The organism is Acinetobacter higginsii, from assembly GCF_000369845.1.
Lineage (GTDB): Bacteria > Pseudomonadota > Gammaproteobacteria > Pseudomonadales > Moraxellaceae > Acinetobacter > Acinetobacter higginsii.
In genome coordinates, this window is the sequence record NZ_KB850214.1 from 559172 (window position 1) to 578869 (window position 19698).

Genomic DNA, 19698 nt, shown 5'->3' on the forward strand with positions numbered 1-19698 from the left:
TTAAGCTGATACAACGTGTTGGAGCAATCATGGCAAGCAATACAGGCACTCTTGAGAATGCATATCCACAAGCGCAATTTCCACCCAATGATCAACCCCAGAAGTTCGTAATACGCGTTGTCGGCGCAGTGGCGTTTGCCCATCTGCTAAATGATTCGATTCAAGCCGTGGTGACTGCAAGTTATCCGATGTTAAAAGCCGAATTCTCTTTAAGTTTTGCTGAAATTGGCTGGATTGCCTTGGTTTATCAAATCACCGCCTCTTTATTACAACCCTGGATTGGCCTATATACCGATAAGCATCCAAAACCCTATTTATTACCTTTAGGCATGGCAGCCACACTGCTTGGGATTGGTTTGATGGCAATTGCAGCAAGCTTTCAAGGCTTATTGTTTGCTGCTGCACTCATTGGGGTGGGCTCATCGACCTTCCACCCAGAAGCCTCTCGCATCGCCCGTACCGCATCGGGTGGGCGTTTTGGTACCGCCCAATCCATGTTTCAGGTTGGCGGCAATACTGGTTCTGCGATTGGGCCATTAATGGCTGCGGCTGTGATTATCCCGAATGGACAAGGGGCGATTGGTTTATTTGTTTTGGTTGCTGCCTTAGCGATATTTGTTTTATTACGTGTGACCAAATGGGTGGTCAAGCAGACACCTGTGCAGCGTGTTGCCAGTCAACCTGCCATTTCTACCTTGACCCGTAAACAGGTGATTCAGGCAATGGCCGTGATTTGTGTGTTGATGTTTGCCAAGTTTATCTATATCGCAGCCATTACCAATTATTTCACTTTCTACCTGATTGAACGCTTTAATGTTTCGATTCAGACCTCTCAGCTGTATCTATTTATATTTTTAGGCGCAGTAGCACTCGGTACTTTTGCTGGAGGTCCAGTTGGAGACCGTATTGGACGTAAAGCTGTGATTTGGGTGTCATTCTTAGGCATTGCTCCATTTGCGCTGATGTTGCCTTATGTCGGCTTAACTGGCACGGCAATTCTGGTCATTATTATTGGTTTAGTCATGTCCTCAGCCTTTTCAGCCTTAGTGGTCTATGCACAAGAAGCAGTACCCGGTCGTGTCGGTATGGTTGCTGGTTTGATGTTCGGTCTTATGTTTGGTATCGGAGGGATTGGTGCAGCAGGTCTTGGCCATTTGGCCGATACCCATGGCATTGTATGGGTGTATAAGCTCTGCTCTTTCCTACCACTGTTAGGTTTTATCACAGCGTTATTGCCGAATACCAAAAAATAATTATTTCCTCAGCAGATATGCGATGTGCAACTACCACAGCATATCTGCTCAATCCTCATACAGTCTTGTACCCCTGCTGTTTTTAGTGCTAAAATTTTTAGCAGACGAAGGACTTTCTTTCGTTTCAATTGTTACGATAAAAAACCGCGAAAAATTGATGTCTTTTTTGATTTGATAAAAGAATTCATCAACACATATCCCTATCTTTAAGATTCGGTCAGCGTTCATCAGGGCTTGAGTTGTTATCAGGCATCGTTAACAGGTTTTCACAGCATTGCTGTACCTGCTTTTTCGATAGGACGCTTTATGAATCGCTCTCTATTTATTATTTTTTCGACCATTGCTTTAGATGCAATCGGAATCGGGCTGATTTTTCCAATTTTACCCACCTTACTTCAAGATATTACCCATAATCACCAAACTGCGCTGTACATCGGTCTGCTCGGTAGTCTCTATGCCGCCATGCAATTTATCTTTTCCCCCATTCTCGGCACATTAAGTGACAAGTTCGGACGACGCCCAATTCTGCTGCTGTCACTGGCAGGTTCAGCGATCAACTATGTATTATTAACCTTTTCACAAAGCCTCGTACTGCTCATGATCGGCCGTACCATTGCAGGCATGAGCAGTGCCAATATGTCTGTCGCTTCTGCTTATCTGGTCGATATTTCAAAACCAGAGCAACGCGCAAAATACTTTGGTCTCATGAGCGCGATGTTTGGCGCAGGTTTTATCATTGGGCCAGTCCTCGGTGGTTTGCTCAGTGAATATTGGCTCAGACTTCCTTTTTTGATAGCAGCCATACTGACAGGTCTCAACTTTTTATTAGCCTGTTGGGCACTCCCTGAATCAAAAACAGCAGATCTTTCAAAAAAATCTGTAGCAACACTCAATCCATTTAAAGTCTTTGCTTCGCTTCGATCTATCCCTAATGTGTTGCCCTTGATTGCCACTTTTTTTATCTTTAGTGCTACAGGTGAAGCCTATGCAGTTTGCTGGGCTTTATGGGGACATGCAGCCTTTCAATGGAATGGTTTCTGGATCGGTCTTTCTTTGGGGATGTTTGGTTTATGCCAGATGTTGGTTCAGGCTTTTATTCCCCAGCATGCCTCAAAATACTTCGGTAATCGAAATACGATCTTGATTGGTATCAGCTGTAGTTGTATCGCATTAGGGGTTATGACCTTTGCTCAGCAAGGCTGGATGATTTTTGCCATCATGCCAATTTTCGCCCTCGGCAGTATTGGTACACCCTCTTTACAAGCCTTAGCTTCACAAAAAGTCTCGCCTGAACAGCAAGGTCAATTTCAAGGCATCATTGCATCGACCATTAGTTTGGCCTCAATGTTTGCCCCGTTGTTGTTCTCAAGCTTATATTTCCAATTTCAATCCGACTGGCCAGGTGCAATCTGGTTAAGCGTAGTCATGATTTACATCCTATCCCTACCTATCGTGCTTCGTAGCTTAAGGCCAAGTCTGTCGGCGCCAAAATGACAAAAAAGTAATTTTCACGTCGCATAGATGTACCGATATTGCTTTGATAATAAAAGATGAAATCAGATGGCGCGCTTTGTGCCATCCCCAACTCATCATGCTTCAAAGAGGATCAGAAATGAATTTTTCTCAAAAAAGTAAAACCTTATTACGCAATCTTTTTGTCGGTACAACAATGATCATTGCTACCTCAACTGCCTTTGCTCATGTCAGCTTAATTAGTTCCACCCCAGCCGCAAACACCACTGTTTCTGCTCAACCTAAAAATCTTAGTCTTAATTTTGCTGATGAGGTGATGTTAATGAAAATCCAAATTTTAGATGAACAAAGCCAAGCACTGCCGCTGAATTATAAAGTCAGCCATGACTTAAAAAAAACCTTTGATGTTGCGTTGCCAACACTGAAAAAAGGCAAATATAACGTACTTTGGAGCACCATGGGCAAAGACGGACATAACATGAATGGTGAATATAGCTTCACCTTGAAATAAGGCAAATACCATTAAAAATATATGAATAGCTTGGCTACAGCATGAGTCGCTGAGCTATTGATAAAAAGGAAGAAAAATAATGTCTGAATACTGGATGTTTGCAGCTTGGTTCAACAAAGTAAGCCTTTATCTCGGCATGATTATGGTCATTGGTGGTTCATTCTGTTATTTCCTACTAGGCCGTTATACTGCAATAAAAAGTACCATTGTCCAATATATGACATTGGGTGCAGTGTTAGGATTGATCTCTAGCGCTTTAGCTTTCTTGCTTTTGATTGGTAGCTTTGCAAACAGCGGCCTCTTCGGCATGTTTGATTTGACCTATATCAATATTGTACTGAATACCTCGACGGGGCATATTCATCTGATTCGTATTGTTAGCTTTACGCTAATTCTTGCACTGCTTTTCGTGAAACTTCATCAAAAAAGTACCAGCATCAGAAGCTTTGAGAAAATCATCTTCGCTATTCCCTTAGTGCTTATGGTATATAGTTTTTCTCAACTGGGTCATGTCACCAATTTATCCATTTTTGCTCAGTTTTTATTGACCATCCATGTACTGGTCATGTCTGTATGGATGGGATCACTGTACCCACTTTGGAAAACCAGCCACAGCATCAATGGACTGCCATTAAAAAAGGCGATGCATTTATTTGGGCGGATTGCAGCCTTTATTGTGGCGATATTAATTGCATGCGGCGTCAGCATTGCTCTGCTGTTGTTTAAGGATGTTGATACCCTCCTCACAACGCCTTATGGGCAAGGGTTTATCATTAAACTGTTATTTGTTTTTAGCATTTTATTATTAGCTGCATTTAATAAATGGTATTTTACCCCACGTTTGCAACAACCCCAATTTGCCAAACAATTGGGTTATGCAATCTTATTTGAAATGTTATTGGGTTTAATGATTTTAATGACCACTGCATATATCACGACTGTGGTCGGGATTGAGTGATTTACGATAATGTTGATGCTGATTTTAATATCTCTTAATTCACCTGATGTTTCTACACAGTGTCTGATGACTATTTAACATGCCGTGTTAAGCACCAAAATAATAAGGCCATTAGACTTCCGCAGGCACCCAGTAGACAAACGCCATACCATCCCGCTTTTGCATAGGTGATGGTTGTAGTGATTGCTCCTAATCCACTGCCTGCGGCATAGAACAACATATACAGTCCAATTAAGCGGCTTTGATTGTCCTGTCCAGTTTGTAAGATCATGCTTTGATTGGTGACATGTAAAGCTTGCCCGCCCAGATCCAGTAATAAAATACCGATGATTAATGCCAAAATTGAGTATTCCATTTGAGCGAATGCCAACCAAGACAATAAGATGACGAGCAAGGCAAATGCACTGGTTCTTTGTGCAAAGCCTTGATCTGCCCATTGTCCAGCTTTTGTGGCCATTAATGCCCCCAGTGCCCCAACCAAACCAAATGCACCGATAGCGGTATGGGAATACTGATAAGGAGGAGAACTCAACAATAATGCCAATGCACTCCAAAAAATATTAAATACTGCAAACATCAGCAATGCCAATATGCCTCGTATTTGTAATAGTTTATTGTGATAAAGCAAACTTAACATCGACAAAATCAAACAAGGATAAGCCAACGTATTCTGTGTATTGAAGCGTACTGGCAAGGATTTCCAAAGCGGGAATGCAATCATCAACATCAATGTTGCTGCACAAAAATATACGCTCCTCCATCCAGCTAAATCGCTCACACCTCCAGCAAAAACACGTGCTAATAACAATCCGATAAACACGCCACTTTGTGCTGTACCTACGACATATCCACGCTCATGGGATTCGGCAACACTTGCAGCATAGGCAATCAGTCCCTGCGTCATGGCAGTCCCTAACATGCCAACAGCAAACATACTTGCAAATAAGCCCACAGCCGTTTTAGTGATACTTACAGCAGTCAATGCAAGCACCAATCCGAATAGCTGTAATAGCATTAATCGTCTACGATCGACTCGATCTCCCAATGGAACTAACAACAATAAAGCGATCGCACAACCCAGTTGAGTCAAGAGAATGACACTGCCAACAGCGGCATAACTGATTGCCAAATCCGTTGCAATTGCATCAAGCAATGGTTGCGCATAATAAACATTGGCAACACTCAGACCACTTGCAATGGCAAATAGCCACACTAAATGGGTCGGCAATTTTTTGGACTGGATTAAACACTGCTTTTCATTTTGTGAGAAAGCAGACGTGCAAGGACTATTCATGGTCTCGCCAAACTAGTTTCAAATTAAAACTACTTGAACCATAAGCGATCTAGTTTTAAAATGCAACTAGTCTGATCTAACTGTTCCGAGAATGCGATGTCACTCGATAAAACTTCCGTAGATGAACCTTGCCCTGTTGCACGTTGTGTTGATGTGATTGGAGATCGTTGGTCATTGCTGATTATTCGAGATGTGATGGATGGGATACATCGCTTTGGTGATCTACAACGTAGTCTGAGTGTTGCGCGTAATATTTTGTCCAACAGACTACATAAATTAATTGATGCTGAAATTCTAGAAATGCAAGCCGCGTCTGATGGCACAGCCTATCAAGAATATATTTTGACGGATAAAGGAAAACAGCTGTTCCTGATCGTGGTTGCATTACGTCAATGGGGTGAACAATATCTATTTGGGAAAAATGAAGCGCATTCTGTCCTGATTGAAAAGTCCACCCAAAAACCTGTGCCTTTAATGATATTCGCCTCAAGTGAAGGACATATCTTAGACGCGGATACAACAGAAGTATTAAAAGTGAATCTATAGCGGCTATTAAATATGTGTTAAAAATTTATGCTTTCTTTACGTAGAATTTACGATCATTTTATTATTTATCAATCAATTAAAACCTAATATACATCACATCAAATTTAACTTATATGCTGAGGATGTTATGAAAGGTTTTCATTGTGTGCTGGTTTTAACAACTGTTTTAGCCTCAAACGATGCGTTAGCATCAGATCAGCCCACAACATCGAATTTAGTGCTGAGTGGGAATGTCGCATTGGCCAGTGAATATCGTTGGCGTGGACAAACTCAAACCCAGAATGATGCAGCCTTGCAAGGTAACTTTGTTTTAAATCATTCCTCTGGATTCTATGCCGCGGCTTTTGCATCAAATGTCGATTTTGGTGATGAAGCACACTTAGAACTCGATCCTTTTATTGGCTATACCACTCCAATCAACTTAGGGAAATTCCACCCCACTCTTGATCTCGGTATGCTGCGTTATCATTATGTCGGTAAAAGCGACTTAAATTATAATGAGTATTATCTCAAACTAATCATCAATAATGCTTTGAACGATAATGATAGCTTTACACCGAGTGTGAGCTATACCCCGCAATATGGAGGCAAAGCCACTCGCCAAAGCATAGGTGAAAATGTCAAAAATTGGTATTTTAACCTTTTATATAGCACTCCCATTGCCGAAACCAACTTTGGTGTCGTTGCCAGCTTAGGCTATTCCAAAGCAAGCCAAGAAATTTATGGTGGAGATCCTAAAGATCATTTCTTCGATTGGAAAATTGGCGCAAATTATAGCTATAAACCGATGAACTTAAGTACGGAACTGGCTGCGATTGGAACCGACCTAGCTCACACAGGTTATTCCGATAGCAATAAAAAAGGTGTTAAAACCGCAGCAGTGTTTAGCTTGACCAAGTCTTTTTAGAATAAAGATAAGCGAAGTACAGCAAGCATCAACCAATATGCAGGCTTGCTGTATGACATCGCATTTTTATCGACTGATTTGTTAACCAGATTTACGCTGAAAACCTTGTTGCTCCAATAATTGAGCCCGAGTTTCATAATCAACCACTTCAAGTATCTGATGTAATAACCAAATATAGCCCAACGGGTCTTTAAACATCGCGTTTTTGATACCCATTTTAGGCATATCCTGCACTGCCTGAATGACAGCTGCGCCCGCATCAACCGCTTGCTGCAATGTTTGCTCGATATCAGTGACGGTAATATTAAACCAAATCGGGATATAGCTTTCTTGGGTAGGTGCTAGCAATTGGAAATCTGGGTTTTCATCCAGCATATGAAAATGAACCCCATGAATACTCATAATCACACTATTTTGTCCAACGACAAAATTACCGACTTCAATTCTTTCAACTTCAAAAACCCGCTCATAAAATGCCAATGCAGTTATGCTATCTTTCACAATAAAATCTATTTCTGTTCTTTGCATTTGATAAATTCCCTGTGTTTTATTCATTCTAATCGGCAGTTTTTTGATCAATGTCTATACTTTGTAATGCCTCTCGATTTATAGTCATAAAAAAGCCAAGCTGGATTCAACCTCGCTTGGCTTTCAAATCAATTAAAAATGATTATTCAATAATTAAATCTTTGGCAGGAATACCATCGCCATAAACAGGCTTTAAGGTTTTTTCATAGGCTTGATGGATAACTCCTTGTTTGGCGAGTTTTTCCAAATCTTGATTTAACCAATCCAACAATTCTTTATTGCCCTTCTGTACCGCTGGTGCAATCAAATCCTGTTCACCTAGATTAGTAATCCCCACGGTATAATTTGGATTTTCTTTTGCCCAAGCTAAGACTAAAAGATTGTCATGCGCCAACGCGACACCACGACCATCTTTTAAGGCATCAAAAGTTTCAGTATTTTGCTCATACTTTTGCAACTTAATTTCTGGATGTTGTTTACTAAAGAATGAATCCGCTGTCGTGCCCTTATTTACCAATAAGGTCTGATCCTTTAATTGGGCAATATCGGTAATCGGTTTATTTTTCGGAGACACCACACCCAAGGCGACTTTTAAATAGGGTTTCGCAAAATCCACCACTTGTTCACGTTCAGGCGTCACGGTGAAATTAGCAAAAATAATATCGACTTTATTGGCTTTTAGATATTCCACTCGATTGGCCGCTTCTGTCAGTACGAACTGGACTTTATTTTCATCACCCAATAAATCTTTGGCCACATGTTTGGCAATTTCAACATCAAAGCCCTGATTTTTACCTTGTGCATCCAGATAACCAAACGGTGGCTTATCGCTAAACACACCAATACGCACCACCCCATTTTTTTTGATCTGCTCAATGCTGGAGACTTGCGTTGAGGACTCAGCCGATTTCTCTGCTGACTGTGGATTTTTATTACACGCCGTCAGTCCTAAACTAAATATAGAAGCCAACAGTAATTTTTGAATATTTGACAATGTTATTGTTTGCATACGTTCACCTTTTTTAGTGTTTTAAAAATCTGTTATTACTTGGTGCTATCAACATCTAAAAAGATATTGGGATTTACTTTTTCACCATAAATCGGCTTCAAGGTTTGGTCATAAATCTTTTGAACTTCACCTGTCGTCCTGAGCTGTTTGATTTCATCATTGAGCCAATTCAGTAATTGGGTATTGCCCTTCTTCACACCTGCTGCAATAAAATCTTCGTTACCAATTTGTGGAATACCCGCCACATAATTCGGATTCTTGGCTGCCCATGCCAGTGCATAAGTACTGTCTTGGGAAATGGCATCACCCCGACCATCAATCAGTGCATTAAACGCATCGGTATTTTGTCCAAATTTCAATAAATTAATTTTGGGATAGTTTTTACTGAAATAAATCTCCGAGCTTGAGCCCTTATTTACAATTAAAGTTTTGCCTTCAAGACTTTTAACATCAGTAATGACTTTGGCTTTGGGTGAAACAATCCCTAAGGAGGCTTTTAAATAAGGCTCGGAAAAATCAACCACCTGTTGCCGCTCTGGGGTCACCGAAAAGCTGGCAAAAACCACATCAACTTTTCCTGACTTTAAAAACTCAACCCGATTGGCAGCTTCTGCCACCACAAACTGAATTTTATTTTCATCACCCAATAAATCTTGAGTGACACGCTTTGCCAAGGCCACATCAAAGCCCTGATTTTTACCCGCGCTATCGACATAACCAAAAGGTGGATTGTCCGCAAATACGCCAACTCGCAATACGCCATTTTTCCGAATCTGTTCCAGTGAAGTATCTTGTGCCGTAGTTTTGGCTTCAGAGGAAGCGGGTTGATTACAGCCCGTCAACACGCCAGCTATCAATACACAAGTGATGCCCAGACCAAACATTTTTGCTTTTGAAAAAGAGTGCTGTTGCCCAATTGCTAAATTCAATCTCATAAAATCCTCTTATTGCTTTTAATAATTCAAAATATTTAAAAAGGTTCTCGCACGTTCAGTCTGCGGATGCTGAAAAAATGCTTCTGGCGAGCTTTGTTCAATGATCTTGCCCTTATCCATAAAAATAATGCGATCTGCCACTTTGCGGGCAAAGCCCATTTCATGGGTGACGATCAGCATGGTCATGCCTTCCTGTGCCAGTTTCAGCACCACGTCTAGGACTTCCCGCACCATTTCAGGGTCTAAGGCTGCAGTAATTTCATCCAGTAAGATCACTTTCGGTTGCATCACCAAAGCACGGACGATGGCAATCCGCTGCTTCTGACCACCCGATAAATTGGAGGGATAATCATATTTACGATCCAGTAACCCCACACGCTGCAACAATTGATCTGCCAGTTGTTCCACTTCTGCGCGTTGGCGTTTTTGTGCTTTTAGAGGACCCAGCAGAATGTTATCAATCACATTCATATGCTTGAATAATTCATAGTTCTGAAACACCATCCCGATCTGCTGGCGCACGTTATCCCATGACAAGTCCTGCCCCAATACCCCCACATCTTTCAGGTGAATTTCGCCTTCTTGAATGGGTTCTAATCCGTTGATACAGCGCAGCAAGGTACTTTTTCCACAACCTGATGGTCCCAAAATCACCACCACTTCACCTTGTTGCACGTCTAAATCAATGCCATGCAAAATATGACTTTGTTTATAAAACTTGTGTAAATGCTGTATCGATAACAAAGTCATGCGTTCTCCCACACTTTTTCTAAATGCGCTGCTAAAAGCGATAATGGATAACAAATCAGTAAATAAAGAATAAAAATGAACCCGTAAATCCACAGCGATGCGCTGGGTACCGTCAATAATGAATTTTCAATAATCTGCTGCCCTACTTTTAAGACCTCCACCATCCCGATCAGTACCGCTAAAGAACTGGTTTTAATCATGCGGGTAAACAGATTTAATGCGCCAGGGGTCACTCGTTTTAAGCTTTGCGGGAAAATCACATAAGTCAATGCTTGTAGATAATTGAGTCCTACTGCATAAGCAGAATCCCGTTGATGCTGATCAATTGAGGTGATCGAAGCACGTACCAGATCACCCATTTCCGTAGTTCCCCACAAGGTAAATACAAAAATACAGACCCAAAATGATGACAGTTGCCAGTTAAACCACGTTGCGAAACCAAAATAAAAGACAAATAAAAGCACGAGGATGGGCACAATCCGTATGGTTTCCAGATAGAAACGGCACAGGATTTTGACCAACACATTTTTTGAGGTCATGATCACCCCAAAAATTGTCCCGAAAATGGCAGATAAAAATACGGACAGAAATGCAATTTCGATGGTTTGCAATAAGCCATACAGTAAACGTTCGATATGGCTCGGTTGAAATAAATACTCAAGTCCCATGGCTCACCTTCCGACTGCGATATTCCAAATAACTTGTTAAAGCTGATACAGGTAACAAGATAATCAGATAGGCCATGATTAATAGGAATAGCGCTTCTGTGGTTTTGTAATCCATACCAATCAGGTCTTTGGTCACAAACAGGAGTTCCACCACGGCAATAGCACTCAAGATGGAGCTTTCTTTAATCAGAAATAAGCAGTTCGCACCAATCGCAGGAATAGACAGCGACAATGCCTGTGGAAACACCACATATTGAAAGACTTGAACGGCGTTTAAACCCACACTTCGAGCAGAATCAATTTGTCCTTGTGCAACTGACTGCAGACCAGCACGAAAGGCTTCCGCCATATAGCTACCACCTAGAAAAGTCAGACCAATCACACCGCAGGTGAATCCATCGAGTTTGATGCCGATCTTGGGCAAACCGTAGTAGAGGAAAAAGAGCTGAATGAGCAAAGGCGTATTGCGGGAAACCTCGATATAGACTTTGACAATTTTATTTAAAACTCGAACCTGATAGGTGCTAATCACACTACAGATCAGCCCTAATAAAATAGATAACACGATACCAATAGAGGAGATTTTTAAGGTCATGAGAGTGGCCGCATAGAACTGCGGCAGCACACTCTGTATATACTGCCAATCCAAAGAAAACATCCGAATGAAAAATTGATTCTTTTGATAAATACGTTGTTGTTATTTATCTTTGGATAAGTCTATGCTGATTGAAATTTCACATGAAATATTATTATTTGCTAAGCTTTGCAGAAATTATAATCATTCGATTTATTTCTAATTCAAATGCTTAGCTTCTTTACTGCAGCAAATCACATGTCTGGGTATCCACAAACTAAAAAATTCTTCATTGTTATTAAAACGATATAAGATAAAAATGATTAAAAATTTAAAATAGTACTGGAAAACTGTACTACGCCATAAAGATTTTAAAAATAAACTTTAATTGAATCAACACACATCTAAGCACATGACTAAAATAAGTTAAAAACACTAATTGAATGATTCCTTTATTTCTTATCAATTAAAATCGGTTTACCTAATACTGGTTTAATTTTTTCTGGGTCATAACGACTAGCAAATATAAAGAATTTACGAGTACCGTCGCGTCTTAACTCAAAATAAAAAAGTGACGATACTTTAGATTAAATACTGTCACTTTCCTCAAAGCAGATTAATGAATCAAATCATAAAAAATGCAGATTCAACCTTTTAGCCTCAGCTTCATCGCCATACCACCATACTGCTTTGTCTTTAACTTTAGCGGACATTTCTTCATTTACCCCATTTTCCTCTTTATCTAACAAAGGGTCATCACCATTTTGATACCTAGGGACAACCAGATTATTAATAAACAAATCATAAGCCTGCTGATGGCAATGCGGACAGGCAGGTAATGATTTTAAAAAGCGTCTATTATGATCATGATAAGATTCTTGGTTGTTCGGTTTTTCTTTAAATAAAATAGGATCACTACGCCCTGTTATCCATACAATGGTATGACAATTACTACATTGTGCGCTTAAAGCTTCCGACCGCTCATATTCACTCGGCGGAGTAAATAAAATACCCTTCATTTCATACCCTTTTTGATACCAGACCCCAACGCCTAATTGACTGGCTGCAATCTGATGTAATGTTCTCATGATCTAGCTCCTTATTTCTTTTCAATTAAAATCGGTTTATCTAATACTGGTTTAATTTTTTCTGGGTCATAACGACTAGCAAATATAAAGAATTTACGAGTACCGTCGCGTCTTAACTCAAAATAAAGAAGTGACGATATTTCAAACTAAATACCGTCACTTTCCTCAAAGTAAATTAATGAATCAAATCATAAGAAATGCAGATTCAACCTTTTAGCCTCAGCTTCGTCACCATACCACCATACTGCTTTTTCTTTAACTTTGGCTGTCATTTCCTCATCAACATCATAATCTTCCTCAGGATATTTGGGATACGGACTGCCATCTTCAAATCTAGTTGATGTCATATTATTTATAAATAAATCATAAGCCTGCTGATGGCAATGAGGGCAGGCAGGTAAAGATTTTAAAAAGCGTCTATTATGATCATGATAAGATTCTTGATTATTAGGAGCCTCCTTAAATAAAATAGGATCACTACGCCCCGTTATCCATACAATCGTATGGCAATTTCCACATTGTGCCCCTAAAGGCTCAGCCCTTTCATATTGATTAATTCCATACAACGCCCCATGTTGTTGACAACTTTCCAAATAATAAGGAATCACCGCTATCTCGCTTGCTGCAACTTGATGTAATGTTCTCATGATCTAGCTCCTTATTTCTTTTCAATTAAAATCGGTTTATCTAATACTGGTTTAATTTTAGCAGGGTCATAACGACCAGCAAATATAAAGAATTTATGTGTACCGTCGAGTCTTAGCCCAAAATAAAAAATGACGATATTTTAGATTTAATACCGTCACTTTCCTTAAAGCAGATTAATTAATCTAACATCCTCAACAAACAACCACACCTATACTATAGGACTCTCCTGAAGATATTGGCTAATCTCATTCAACTCGATACCTTTACACCCACTATCCATCCACCTATTAAATTCATATTGAAAAGATATATAAGACCTACCATTATCCACGAAGACCTCACTAGTATTTTTCACCCAAAATTTAACAACAAACCTTAAATGATTTTCCGCCAAAACAAACAGCTCCTTATCTTCTTTGGTTTTTGGTATATTATCTATATTATCAGAAGAATAAGGGGAGTCTTGCTCCATTATTTCTAATAAGTCTTCAATCCTATCAATTTGATACAACAACTTTACTAAATCTTTAATAATTTTCATTCTCTTAAAAATTTGCCCCAAGGAAAAATAGAATTAGCATCTTGAGCAGTTAAAGTTTAAATCAGAAAATAAAAAATTATTTATCTTTAAATTCAAAAAATTTTTCAACAACAACACCCTCACAACAAACAACTATATTAATATAGTTGTTTCCAAAAGAACCACTATATTCCAAAATATTATCCACCACACTCCCAAATTCAATTTCACTTTTATCTTTAGAAAAAATTTCAAATTTCAGGTAGCTATATTCCAAAAAAACCAATTTAAATAAAGTTTCTTCATTAATACTACTATCAATTTCCAAAAAACTCTTAGGAAGTAGAATATTTGAAACAACAAATTCAACTCTTTCACTATTTATATAATAACTCCTAAATAAGCCTTCATGGACTGAAAAATCATTTAGATCATTCTTACTTATTTAAAAAAACTCATTTATTTCACCTTAATAAATACAATTGTTTTCATTTTTTCATTTGGGATTACAATACCATTAGTTTGCTTAAAAACCAGAATTTGGAACTCACTTAATAACTCACCTTGATACTCAACTTTTAACCCTAGCTTTTGAAGAGTATTTGAATCAGGCACAGATCTATAAAATGGGTTAGTTTGTGTCCCATTAACAATTACCTTCCCACCTTTTTGAGTAACCCTTGCTGCTTCAGGTAAAAAATCTATCATTAGCCTAGTTCCACCAGCGCTATCAGGAATAAAAGAATTATTTGCAATAACCTTTATTTAAATTTTAATGGTGATCATTTCCCCAACATTTTCGTAATTTTAAAAGGTAAGGTAAAACAGAAACATAAATAGACCACCTAATACCATTGCTATCCAAGATAAAATCTTAGAGATAATTCTCTCTTGTTTTAAAAAAAATGGAGCGACCCATTTATCAACATCTATTTTTTGTAACCATGATAGATACCAAGGGAAAGTTAGAGTAAATATAAGTGAGCTAATCATCACACTAACAAAAGTTGATCTTTTATAGAAATCAGAAAAATTTACCTTAAAAAATAAAATCCAAAATATAATTTCCGCTATGCAAAGTACAATACATAAATACACATTGAATTTAACTTTTGAATTAGAAAAAAATAATGGTGTTAGTATCCACAAAGGATATATAAAACCCAGCATAAACCTAAAACCATATAAGTCGTGCGTACCATCCAAAAAATAATATCGAGGAAATATTAAAAAATAATAAGAAGCTAATAAAAAGTAAATTAAAATTCGAACTTTATCAAAACAAATATTATCTTTATTACGTATATACACTTGCTTCAATACACAAAAACCAAACAAGTATGCGACATAAAAATATGTTATATACCAGACAGCTAGAGCAATATTATCTATATTAAGCCCAGTATAGCTATATAGTTCAACAGAAAGTCCTAAATAAAAACCAGAAAAAATAAAGATTAGCCCAAAAGTTGAAAAACCTTTTAAAATAATAGCGAAAGGAGAATCTTTTTCATTTAAATCTGAATTCATAATCGTTTTCATTCACCTCTTATTTTAGCCCATCTAAATAACTTTATTCTCTAAACTCAGTACAGGCTTGGCACAACCATTTCTATTTTCAATTTTTAGAATCAAAACCAAAGCTGTGTATAAGAGTCTATTTTATCTTAAAATAAAGATGATATCTTTCATCCAGCATAACAAGCGGTTCAATTGCCGTATCCCAATTTTTGCGCCTTGCCTTTGCATTTCTGATAATTCATTTGAGCTTATTGCTGTTCTAATAGCAAATACAATATCCATAAATTGCTGTGAAGATAGCCCATCAAATCTGATTTGCTCAACAAATAGCTCTTCTGTAATTTTTTCATAAAGCTTTGGATGCGTATCCTGAATTGCTCTTTTGATTAAACTACGAAGATAGAAATCAGCAGTAGAATTACAATCAAATTCTTTCCATTGATAGCCAAAAGGTTGTTTTTCATTAAATCCAACTATATAAAGCATCCCCATATCAGCATCTCATGATTATATTTTGCCTCTTGATCATAATCCAATTTTCAAACTAGTCGATCTCCTCGCGATCCATTACAATCACTTCTTTTTTGTTCAGCGCAGCGTATTTTGAGTAATTCCTCTCCCCAATTAAAACGTGGGCTAAAAAACCGTCATATCCAATTGATTGCGATGGGTGGTGCTGTGGGTACAGGTCTGTTTTTAGGCTCAGCTCAGGCAATCCAGTCCGCAGGCCCTTCGATTATCCTAGGCTATGCCATTGTCGGTTTGATCGCATTTCTAATCATGCGACAAATGGGTGAAATGATTGTAGAAGAACCTGTTGCTGGTTCGTTCAGCTATTTCTCGCAAAAATATTGGGGAAACTTTGCTGGCTTCTTGTCGGGTTGGAATTACTGGGTGGTTTATATTTTAGTGGCAATGACTGAGCTGACAGCGATTGCCAAATATATCCACTATTGGTGGCCACATATTCCTGCGTGGATCTCGACTTTTTTCTTCTTCATTGTCGTCACCTGCTTAAATATGGGCAATGTGAAATTTTATGGCGAATCCGAATTCTGGTTAGCCATTATCAAAGTTGTTGCCGTCATTTCAATGATCCTGTTTGGTTTGTACCTATTACTGACCGCTGGAGCTGATTCAACCGCAAGTTTCACCAATTTATGGCAACACGGCGGATTTTTTCCGCATGGCTTCTCAGGCTTGTTTTACATGTTGGCCTTTTTAATGTTTGCCTTTGGCGGCATTGAATTGATCGGTATGACTGCAGCTGAAGCTGAAAATCCAGAAAAAAGTATTCCTCAAGCCATTAATCAGGTAATTTTCCGAATCTTGATTTTTTATGTAGCGTCGCTGGCCATCATCATGTCTTTGATTCCTTGGAATCAACTTGATCTGGGTGGTTTGGACAAAAGCCCTTTCGTGATGATTTTCAGTCAATTGGGCATTGATTGGGCGGCGCATTTACTCAATTTTATTATTTTGACCGCAGCACTCTCGGTTTATAACAGCGGCATGTATGCCAATAGTCGTATGCTGTTCGGGCTTGCAGTACAAGGTAATGCCCCTAAGATTTTTGCCAAAGTCAGCAAGCAAGGCGTACCAATACCAGCGGTAATCTTTTCTTCTATCTTGATTTTTGGTTGTGTCTTACTGAACTATTTTGTGCCAGAACAAGCGCTAAGCCACCTGATGTATATGGCTGTCGCTGCCTTGGTTCTAAACTGGGCGATTATTAGCTTTACCCATTTAAAATTTAAACAGGCTATTCGATTAGAAGGCAAAACTGTAAAATTTCCAGCCTTGTTCTCGCCACTTAGCAACTATCTGGTTCTCGCCTTTATTGTCATGATTCTGTACATCATGTGGACCCAAGGCTTTAAAGAATCTGTGATTCTAATTCCGGTCTGGATCATGTTTATGTTCGGATTATTTAAAGTCTTGAAGTGGAATAAATCACTTTAAAACATGGCCACTCATTCGCATCTACAGGATTCAACACGAATAAGCTGTAGATGCGTTATCGGCCGATCTGAAGCATAAGCTTCAACATATTAGGTCTGATTTGTTATCAGCTTAATCTATTTGCTACTATAGTGCTGTCCCCTTTATCACTCAATCCAATGTCCGAACCTCAATTCTCTCTTAGCGATTATCTCTCAGCGGTACAGGAAGTCATTCGCCTGTCTTTTGATGAGCCTGTCTGGGTCAAAGCCGAGATTCGGAATTTAAATATTAAAGGTGGGCATTATTACCTTGAACTGGCTGAAAAAGAACAAGATACCGATAAAGTCATCGCAAGCTGTAAAGCCACGATTTGGAAATTCACTGCGGCTAAAATGGTGCTCAAGTTTGAGCGCGAAAGTGGGATTGGACTATCAAAAGATTTAAATGTCCTGATTAAAATCAAGGCTCGTTTTGATCCTCAATATGGCTTTTCGGTCAATATTGAAGATATCGACTCAAGCTTTACCTTGGGCGATATTGCAAAGCGTTATCAACAGATTCTTGCTCGATTAAGCAGTGAAGGGTTAGTTCATCTTAATAAGGAACTACCCGCCCCATTTGATATTGAAAATGTACTGGTGATTGCTCCGGAAAATGCAGCAGGTTTAGGTGACTTCAAGAAAGATGCCGATGCATTACATCAAGCCGGTGTCTGTCATTTTGTTTATCACACAGCGACTTTTCAAGGGAATACCGCCGCACACAGTATTATGGAGTCTTTAGGCTCAGGGCTACGCCAGTGGGCAAAAGACTATACCCTGCCACCAGATCTGATCGTGATCATTCGTGGTGGTGGTGCAGTCAACGATTTAGCTTATTTAAATGACTATGATCTGGCTGCCCTGCTGTGTAAACGCAAAGTCCCGATCTGGGTGGGTATTGGACATGAAAAAGACCGAACTATTTTAGATGAGATCGCACATCGTTCCTTTGATACACCCAGTAAAGTCATTGCAGGAATTCGGAATCTGATCGCAGAACGCTCACAAGATGTCATCAATCATCTACAAACCATCAAACTATTGTCTCAACATCAGATTACCGCCTATCAAAGCCAAAATGATCGTTTGATGAGTGTCATCAAATCACAGGCTGAGAATCAAATCAGCGCCAGTAATTTACACCTTCAAGTTGCTAAATCAACCCTGCAATATTTTGCGAAACAGCAACTTAAAACAGCCTCGACCCAAATCGAAGCCTTGATGCGGGAAACATTACTGCAAAATCCCAAACATGTTTTAGCCAAAGGCTATGCCATTGTGCGTAGTGAAAATAAAGCAATTCGCTCTGTGCAACAAGTCGGCTCAAACATTGCGGTTGAAATGCATGATGGTTATATCCATGCCAATGTAAGTCATATCAAAGAGGTCATTGATCATGAGTAAAAAAGAATTAAGCTTTAAAGACGGTTATAGCCTGCTCAAAAAAAATGCGGCGCTGCTCGAAGCTCAGGAAGAGCCTGATATTGATAACTTAATGAAGATTGTTGAGGAGTCAATGAATGCATACAAAGCCTGTAAATCACGTGTAGATGCAGTGCAACAAGCATTGAATGAAACCTTTAAAGAGAGTTAATTTTTAGTATAAAAAAGTCAGTTTGATCATGAATCGTATAAAACCATGACAAGGCCGCAAAACGATGAGGCGCTGGCTCAGCCACTTTATTTTAAATCGTGAACAATTTTATAAACGAAGAAGTGTTGTAGCAACCGTACTGACAACATCTTCATACGTGCTTGATTTACGACACAGACTTTAAAGGTCTGCTATCGGTTCAAACAGCAAAATTACTGAGCCTTACGCTCTTTATTCACTAGATATTCAACAACTTGAACAACTTTATTATCCCCGCCTTGGACGATATATTTACCATTGACTACAACAGCTGGAACGCCCGTAAGTTGATATTTTTGCGCCAATTGGTTTGATTCTGCAATTTTTGCTGTAATCGGGAAAGAATCATAGCTGCTATTAAATTTAGCCTCAGGAATGCCATATTGAGTAAAAAACTTAGCAAAAGCCTCTTTTTGTAAAACCTTTTCCTTACCTGAAAAATTGATATGGAATAAAGGTAGATGGGTACGTTTACGTACACCTAAAGCCTCACTCACATAATATGCACGCGCACCTTGTTCCCACATCGGGTTCATTGCCGCTGGTGTACGCAGAAAGTAAACATCTTTCGGAATGGTCTTTAACCAAGATTGCATATGTGGTTCTAATTTAAAGCAATAAGAACATCCATACCAGAAAAACTCTCTCACTTCGATTGTATTGGCTGGTGCTGATGTTTTTACTGGATTTTGAACCACGGTATAATCTTTACCAGCAACAAAATCTGCGGCCATGCTCTGTGTTGAACATACGGCAACAATTGCAGCCGCGCTGGTTAAAATAAAATTTTTCATTAAATTTATAGCTCTTACAGTCACTTCTAATCCAGTTAATATACGCATCAAAATAAATATTTTAATCAGACATTAACCCCGACTTAATGATTACTCATTTAAA

24 protein-coding genes are annotated in these 19698 nt (G+C 38.9%); 9 read left to right on the forward strand and 15 right to left on the reverse strand.

Annotated elements, in window-relative coordinates:
- Positions 1–29 precede the first annotated feature (29 nt).
- The 4 genes from F885_RS09760 (at position 30) to F885_RS09745 (ending at position 4195) form a co-directional block, all read left to right on the forward strand.
- The gene (locus F885_RS09760; RefSeq protein ID WP_005316687.1) at positions 30–1253 is read left to right on the forward strand and encodes an MFS transporter; all 1224 of its coding nucleotides are present in this window, start codon (positions 30–32) and stop codon (positions 1251–1253) included.
- Positions 1254–1559: 306 nt separating this feature from the next.
- Positions 1560–2747: a TCR/Tet family MFS transporter gene (locus F885_RS09755; RefSeq protein ID WP_005316689.1), complete on the forward strand. Its 1188-nt coding sequence runs from the start codon at positions 1560–1562 to the stop codon at positions 2745–2747.
- 118 nt (positions 2748–2865) lie between these two features.
- On the forward strand, positions 2866–3237 hold the full coding sequence (locus tag F885_RS09750) for a copper resistance CopC family protein (RefSeq protein WP_005316691.1): 372 nt from the start codon (positions 2866–2868) through the stop codon (positions 3235–3237).
- Between the two features lie 79 nt (positions 3238–3316).
- On the forward strand, positions 3317–4195 hold the full coding sequence (locus F885_RS09745) for a copper resistance D family protein (RefSeq protein WP_005316693.1): 879 nt from the start codon (positions 3317–3319) through the stop codon (positions 4193–4195).
- 70 nt (positions 4196–4265) lie between these two features.
- Here F885_RS09745 and F885_RS09740 read toward each other — a convergent pair whose 3' ends face one another.
- Entirely contained in the window at positions 4266–5489 is a 1224-nt protein-coding gene (locus F885_RS09740) for an MFS transporter (RefSeq protein WP_005316695.1), read from the reverse strand.
- Positions 5490–5585: 96 nt separating this feature from the next.
- Here F885_RS09740 and F885_RS09735 point away from each other — a divergent pair, with 96 nt between their 5' ends.
- A complete protein-coding gene (locus F885_RS09735; protein WP_005316697.1) occupies positions 5586–6035 on the forward strand; it encodes a winged helix-turn-helix transcriptional regulator in 450 nt (149 codons plus the stop codon).
- Between the two features lie 127 nt (positions 6036–6162).
- Positions 6163–6942 (forward strand): TorF family putative porin, encoded by a 780-nt coding sequence (locus F885_RS09730; protein ID WP_005316700.1) that lies wholly within the window; start codon positions 6163–6165, stop codon positions 6940–6942.
- Between the two features lie 81 nt (positions 6943–7023).
- Here the strand turns inward: F885_RS09730 and F885_RS09725 are convergent, their stop codons facing one another.
- The 13 genes from F885_RS09725 to F885_RS09665 all read right to left on the reverse strand — a co-directional run bounded on the left by F885_RS09725 (position 7024) and on the right by F885_RS09665 (position 15675).
- The gene (locus tag F885_RS09725) at positions 7024–7470 is read right to left on the reverse strand and encodes a VOC family protein (protein WP_005316702.1); all 447 of its coding nucleotides are present in this window, start codon (positions 7468–7470) and stop codon (positions 7024–7026) included.
- Positions 7471–7612: 142 nt separating this feature from the next.
- Entirely contained in the window at positions 7613–8479 is an 867-nt protein-coding gene (locus F885_RS09720) for a cysteine ABC transporter substrate-binding protein (protein WP_005316704.1), read from the reverse strand.
- Between the two features lie 35 nt (positions 8480–8514).
- On the reverse strand, positions 8515–9414 hold the full coding sequence (locus F885_RS09715; protein WP_005316706.1) for a transporter substrate-binding domain-containing protein: 900 nt from the start codon (positions 9412–9414) through the stop codon (positions 8515–8517).
- Positions 9415–9432: 18 nt separating this feature from the next.
- Positions 9433–10164, reverse strand: coding sequence for an amino acid ABC transporter ATP-binding protein (locus tag F885_RS09710; protein WP_005316707.1), 732 nt, complete (start codon positions 10162–10164; stop codon positions 9433–9435).
- Positions 10161–10832 carry an amino acid ABC transporter permease gene (locus F885_RS09705; RefSeq protein WP_005316710.1) on the reverse strand — a complete coding sequence of 224 codons (672 nt, stop codon included), beginning with the start codon at positions 10830–10832 and terminating at the stop codon, positions 10161–10163. Before F885_RS09705 ends, F885_RS09710 begins: the two co-directional genes overlap by 4 nt.
- Complete coding sequence (locus tag F885_RS09700) at positions 10822–11481, reverse strand: amino acid ABC transporter permease (RefSeq protein WP_032858091.1); 660 nt, start codon at positions 11479–11481, stop codon at positions 10822–10824. The genes F885_RS09705 and F885_RS09700 overlap by 11 nt, the downstream gene beginning before the upstream one ends.
- A gap of 554 nt (positions 11482–12035) precedes the next feature.
- Positions 12036–12494 (reverse strand): hypothetical protein, encoded by a 459-nt coding sequence (locus F885_RS09695; protein ID WP_005316712.1) that lies wholly within the window; start codon positions 12492–12494, stop codon positions 12036–12038.
- Positions 12495–12682: 188 nt separating this feature from the next.
- Positions 12683–13141 carry a hypothetical protein gene (locus tag F885_RS09690; RefSeq protein WP_005316714.1) on the reverse strand — a complete coding sequence of 153 codons (459 nt, stop codon included), beginning with the start codon at positions 13139–13141 and terminating at the stop codon, positions 12683–12685.
- A 209-nt stretch (positions 13142–13350) separates the two neighbouring features.
- Positions 13351–13683: a hypothetical protein gene (locus F885_RS09685; RefSeq protein ID WP_005316716.1), complete on the reverse strand. Its 333-nt coding sequence runs from the start codon at positions 13681–13683 to the stop codon at positions 13351–13353.
- A 76-nt stretch (positions 13684–13759) separates the two neighbouring features.
- Positions 13760–13990 (reverse strand): hypothetical protein, encoded by a 231-nt coding sequence (locus F885_RS09680; RefSeq protein WP_005316719.1) that lies wholly within the window; start codon positions 13988–13990, stop codon positions 13760–13762.
- A 131-nt stretch (positions 13991–14121) separates the two neighbouring features.
- On the reverse strand, positions 14122–14370 hold the full coding sequence (locus F885_RS09675) for a hypothetical protein (protein ID WP_005316721.1): 249 nt from the start codon (positions 14368–14370) through the stop codon (positions 14122–14124).
- Between the two features lie 99 nt (positions 14371–14469).
- Positions 14470–15192, reverse strand: a complete 723-nt coding sequence (locus F885_RS09670; protein ID WP_225761812.1) for a hypothetical protein — start codon at positions 15190–15192, stop codon at positions 14470–14472.
- Positions 15193–15324: 132 nt separating this feature from the next.
- Positions 15325–15675, reverse strand: a complete 351-nt coding sequence (locus tag F885_RS09665) for a hypothetical protein (RefSeq protein ID WP_005316726.1) — start codon at positions 15673–15675, stop codon at positions 15325–15327.
- A 111-nt stretch (positions 15676–15786) separates the two neighbouring features.
- Here F885_RS09665 and F885_RS09660 point away from each other — a divergent pair, with 111 nt between their 5' ends.
- The 3 genes from F885_RS09660 to xseB all read left to right on the forward strand — a co-directional run bounded on the left by F885_RS09660 (position 15787) and on the right by xseB (position 18762).
- Entirely contained in the window at positions 15787–17145 is a 1359-nt protein-coding gene (locus F885_RS09660; protein WP_081401675.1) for an amino acid permease, read from the forward strand.
- Between the two features lie 158 nt (positions 17146–17303).
- Positions 17304–18572: an exodeoxyribonuclease VII large subunit gene (gene xseA, locus F885_RS09655; RefSeq protein WP_005316730.1), complete on the forward strand. Its 1269-nt coding sequence runs from the start codon at positions 17304–17306 to the stop codon at positions 18570–18572.
- The gene (gene xseB, locus F885_RS09650; protein ID WP_004652856.1) at positions 18565–18762 is read left to right on the forward strand and encodes an exodeoxyribonuclease VII small subunit; all 198 of its coding nucleotides are present in this window, start codon (positions 18565–18567) and stop codon (positions 18760–18762) included. The genes xseA and xseB overlap by 8 nt, the downstream gene beginning before the upstream one ends.
- A gap of 212 nt (positions 18763–18974) precedes the next feature.
- Here the strand turns inward: xseB and F885_RS09645 are convergent, their stop codons facing one another.
- On the reverse strand, positions 18975–19595 hold the full coding sequence (locus F885_RS09645) for a thiol:disulfide interchange protein DsbA/DsbL (RefSeq protein ID WP_005316732.1): 621 nt from the start codon (positions 19593–19595) through the stop codon (positions 18975–18977).
- Positions 19596–19698: the final 103 nt, after the last annotated feature.